The following is a 3,286-nucleotide window of genomic DNA, read 5'->3' on the forward strand; positions in this document are numbered from 1 at the left end:
CCGTCGTCGGCGCGGCCCGCCTCGATGCCCTGGCAGCCGCTGCCGACCATGCAGGTCCACCGTGAGGTGAGCCAGGTCAGGTCGCAGCGGACGACCTGTTCGTCGTCGGCGGGATCAGGGAACTCCACCCAGGCGCGGGCGAACGCCAGACCCTGCCCGTCACTGGCCCGCTCGGCCCCCTTCGTCTTCGGCTGCCCGGCAGTATCGCCCGGCTGCCCCGTTCTCGTCCTCTGCACGTCCCCAGCGTACTGGGCATGCCGCCAGTGCCGCCCGAGCCGCCGCTGCCGACATGCGCCGCGATCCGCTCCAGCGCCAGTACGTACACCGCGGCCTGGCGGGCGGCCGCCCCCACCTTCGCCGCGTCCGCCGACGCGTCGATCATCGGGAACGACTTGATCTCGATCACCGTCCAGCGCCCTGTCGGGTCCACCACCACCGCGTCCGGCTCCAGATAGGCGGGCGAGCCCGCCACATCGAGCGCCAGCATCGGATGGTCGAACAGGCTCCACCCGCCGGCCTCCGTGGCCTCCCGCAGCGCCAGTGCCGTGCGGGCCGCGCGGCCCTCGGGGCCCGCCGCCGTGAGATCGGGCACCGCGACGTCCACCGGATCGGCCGTGCCCATGTGCTCCGCGAGCAGCCGCATCAGATCGGCGCCGCCGTCGGCCTTCACTCTCGCCTCGAAGGCATTGCCCCGCATGAAGGCGAACTGGGACTGGCCGAAGGCCGAGGGAGAGCCGAGGGCCTGGGCGAGAACCGTCTTGTTCACCCCGGCGCCGTCGAGCAGCGCGCGCCGCTCACAGCCCGGGTTGGCCGCCAGGGCCGCCAGCGCGCGGGCGTCCAGTGGCTGTGGCGCGACGGACGGGCCCCGCAGCTCAGCGAGCCGCTGTCGGAGTGCCGTCGTCGGCGGTGTCGCCCGCCGGTGCGGCTGAGGCCGATGGGGTGGAGGAGGCGGATGAGGTCCGCTGCCCGGGGAATCGCTCACCCGGGGAAGTTTTGCATCCGGCACCGACAACGGGCGACGGACTGTCATCCGTACGGGAAGAACGGGAGGAGGAACGGGAGGAGAACCGTGCCCGTACCCGGTCGGCCAGCCGCACCAGGGGCCCGGCGAGCAGCAGCCCCACACCCATCACCGCGACCCCCGCGATCGCGTCGAGCAGATAGTGGTTGGCCGTGCCCAGCACCACGAAGGTGATGGTCAACGGGTAGAGCACCCCGAGTATTCGCGCCACGGGCGTACGGCCGTGGCGCCACAGCATCACCCCGCACCACAGCGCCCAGCCCACATGCAGACTCGGCATCGCGGCGAACTGGTTGGTCATCCCGCCGAGTCCGCGGGGCGCACTCGCGTCGTCGCCCCACCAGCCGTACGAGCTGTACTGCGCCATCGTGTCGACAAACCCCTCCGCGTGGGCGAGCAGCCGCGGCGGACAGGTCGGTGTCAGCGTGAAGCCGATCAGGCCGAGCAGGGTGGAGGCCATCAGCCAGGTGCGCGCCATGCGGTACTGGGCCGGCCGGCGCCGGAAGAGCCAGATCAGGATGGCCGGGGTGACCAGGTAGTGCAGCGAGGCATAGGCGAAGTCGGCGGGTATCCCGATGGCCGGGGTGTGGGTGAACAGCCTGTTCAGCGGGTGCTCGACGTTGATGTGCAGAAACTTCTCGGCGCGCAGCAGCGACAGCCCGTGATCGACGGCGTCCTCGGTGTTGCCGCGCGCCAGCAGCCGGCCCGATGAGTACGCGGTGTAGACGACAGCGATCACGAGGAGCTCTGTCCACCAGCGGGGCCGGTCACGGTTCGCGGTGTACGGCATCCGAATGCTCTCCATCGTCTGTTCAAACGGGGCCTGTCACCCGGCGTACCACCATAGGGCGTATGGAATGACAAGTTCAGGCGGCCCCTCTTTGCGGGGGCACGGTAGGGGGGACGCCAGGACCGTCCCCCGGGTTGCTCCCCGACCCCGTACGAGATGATGGGAGAAGCATCACCGCACGGGAAGAGAGAGCGTCATGGCACCCCGCATGCTGCTGGTCAGGCATGGACAGACCGCATGGTCGCTGTCCGGGAAACACACCGGCAGAACGGACATCCCCCTGCTCGACGAGGGGCGCGAGGGGGCCGAGCTCGTCGGCGAGCGGCTGCACCGGGCGCCGTGGAACGCGGTGCCGGACGCCCGGGTGCTCACCAGCGGACTGCTACGGGCGAGCGAGACATGCGCACTCGCCGGGTTCGCCGACCGCGCACAGGAGTGGGACGCGCTCCTGGAGTGGGACTACGGGGCGTACGAAGGTCTCACCCCGGCCGAGATCCAGGCCATCAGGCCCGGCTGGTTCATCTGGCGCGACGGTGTTCCCGGTGGTGAGTCCGTGGCCGATGTCACCGCGCGCGCCGACGCGGCGATCGACCGGATCCGTACCGGCGGCCAGGACGTGCTGGTCTTCGCGCACGGCCACATCCTGCGGGCACTCGCCGCGCGCTGGCTCGGCTACGACCTGACGTTCGGCGCCCGGATCCGGCTGGCCCCGGCGTCGCTCTCGGTGCTGGGCTGGGCGTACGACGCCCCCGCGGTCGAGCGGTGGAACGACACCGGGCACCTGGAGCACCTGGAGCCGTGACGGGCCGGTTCGGGCGACCGGCACGCCCCTCGGTCTCTCAGACCAGCCGTGGGGTCGAGGCGTGCCGCTCCAGGAAGGCCGGCACCCCGGACGCCGAGCGCTCGGGCAGCAGCCTGCGGGCCGTGCCGGCGAGCATCGCCTGGATACGGGACGACTGCACCTGGTCCAGCAGGTCCAGCACCTGGTGCCCGGCCGCCGCCGCCCGGTCGGGGGCGCCCGCCCTGGCCAGATCGTCGGCGAGCTGCGCGCGGTAGAGCGCCAGATTGCGGGCGAAGTGCGGATCCTGGAGCTGCGCCGCGCGCTCGGCGTGCTGGGCCGCGCGCGGCCAGTCGCTCAGCGCCGACCAGCACTGCGCCTCCAGCATCTCCAGCTCGGCCTCCACGAAGAAGGTCATCCACTCCGGATCGGTGTCCGATGTGCCCTGCGCGAAGAGGGACTTGGCCCGCACCAGCGCATCCGAACAGGCCGTACGGTCGCCGAGCCCGGCCCAGCCGCCCGCCTCCCGCAGGGTCAGCAGCGAGAGCAGCCGCGGCGACGCCAGCTGTTTCGCGGCCCGCTCCCCGGCCTGCGCGGCCCGTACCGCCTCACGCGGGCGCCCCGCGTCCCGTGCCAGGAACGCCGTGTTGCAGAAGGCGTGGGCCTCCAGCGCCGGATCGCCGGCGACCCGTGCGGG

General features: G+C 72.2%; 2 protein-coding genes and 3 pseudogenes. 1 reads left to right on the forward strand and 4 read right to left on the reverse strand.

What is annotated here, in order from left to right; genetic code table 11:
• The 3 genes and pseudogenes from G3I19_RS38380 to G3I19_RS35545 all read right to left on the reverse strand — a co-directional run.
• A pseudogene (locus tag G3I19_RS38380) lies at positions 1-236 on the reverse strand (hypothetical protein); the annotation flags it as partial.
• A 56-nt stretch (positions 237-292) separates the two neighbouring features.
• Positions 293-982 (reverse strand): annotated as a pseudogene (locus G3I19_RS35540) (hypothetical protein); the annotation flags it as partial.
• Positions 873-1,826 carry a phosphatase PAP2 family protein gene (locus G3I19_RS35545; RefSeq protein WP_164267810.1) on the reverse strand — a complete coding sequence of 318 codons (954 nt, stop codon included), beginning with the start codon at positions 1,824-1,826 and terminating at the stop codon, positions 873-875. The gene G3I19_RS35545 and the pseudogene G3I19_RS35540, both read right to left, overlap by 110 nt.
• A gap of 181 nt (positions 1,827-2,007) precedes the next feature.
• On the opposite strand from G3I19_RS35545, the gene G3I19_RS35550 reads away from it, so the two are divergent.
• Positions 2,008-2,613 (forward strand): histidine phosphatase family protein, encoded by a 606-nt coding sequence (locus tag G3I19_RS35550; protein WP_164267811.1) that lies wholly within the window; start codon positions 2,008-2,010, stop codon positions 2,611-2,613.
• Positions 2,614-2,650: 37 nt separating this feature from the next.
• On the opposite strand, the pseudogene G3I19_RS35555 reads toward G3I19_RS35550, so the two are convergent.
• Positions 2,651-3,286: pseudogene (locus G3I19_RS35555) on the reverse strand (hypothetical protein); the annotation flags it as partial.

The organism is Streptomyces sp. SID10853 (assembly GCF_010548145.1).
In the GTDB taxonomy this organism is placed as follows: Bacteria; Actinomycetota; Actinomycetes; order Streptomycetales; family Streptomycetaceae; genus Streptomyces.

Coding starts and splice junctions, on each gene's coding strand:
- G3I19_RS35545 (WP_164267810.1), bottom strand. CDS start 1,826: ATGGAGAGCATTCGGATGCCGTACACCGCGAACCGTGACCGGCCCCGC.
- G3I19_RS35550 (WP_164267811.1), top strand. CDS start 2,008: ATGGCACCCCGCATGCTGCTGGTCAGGCATGGACAGACCGCATGGTCG.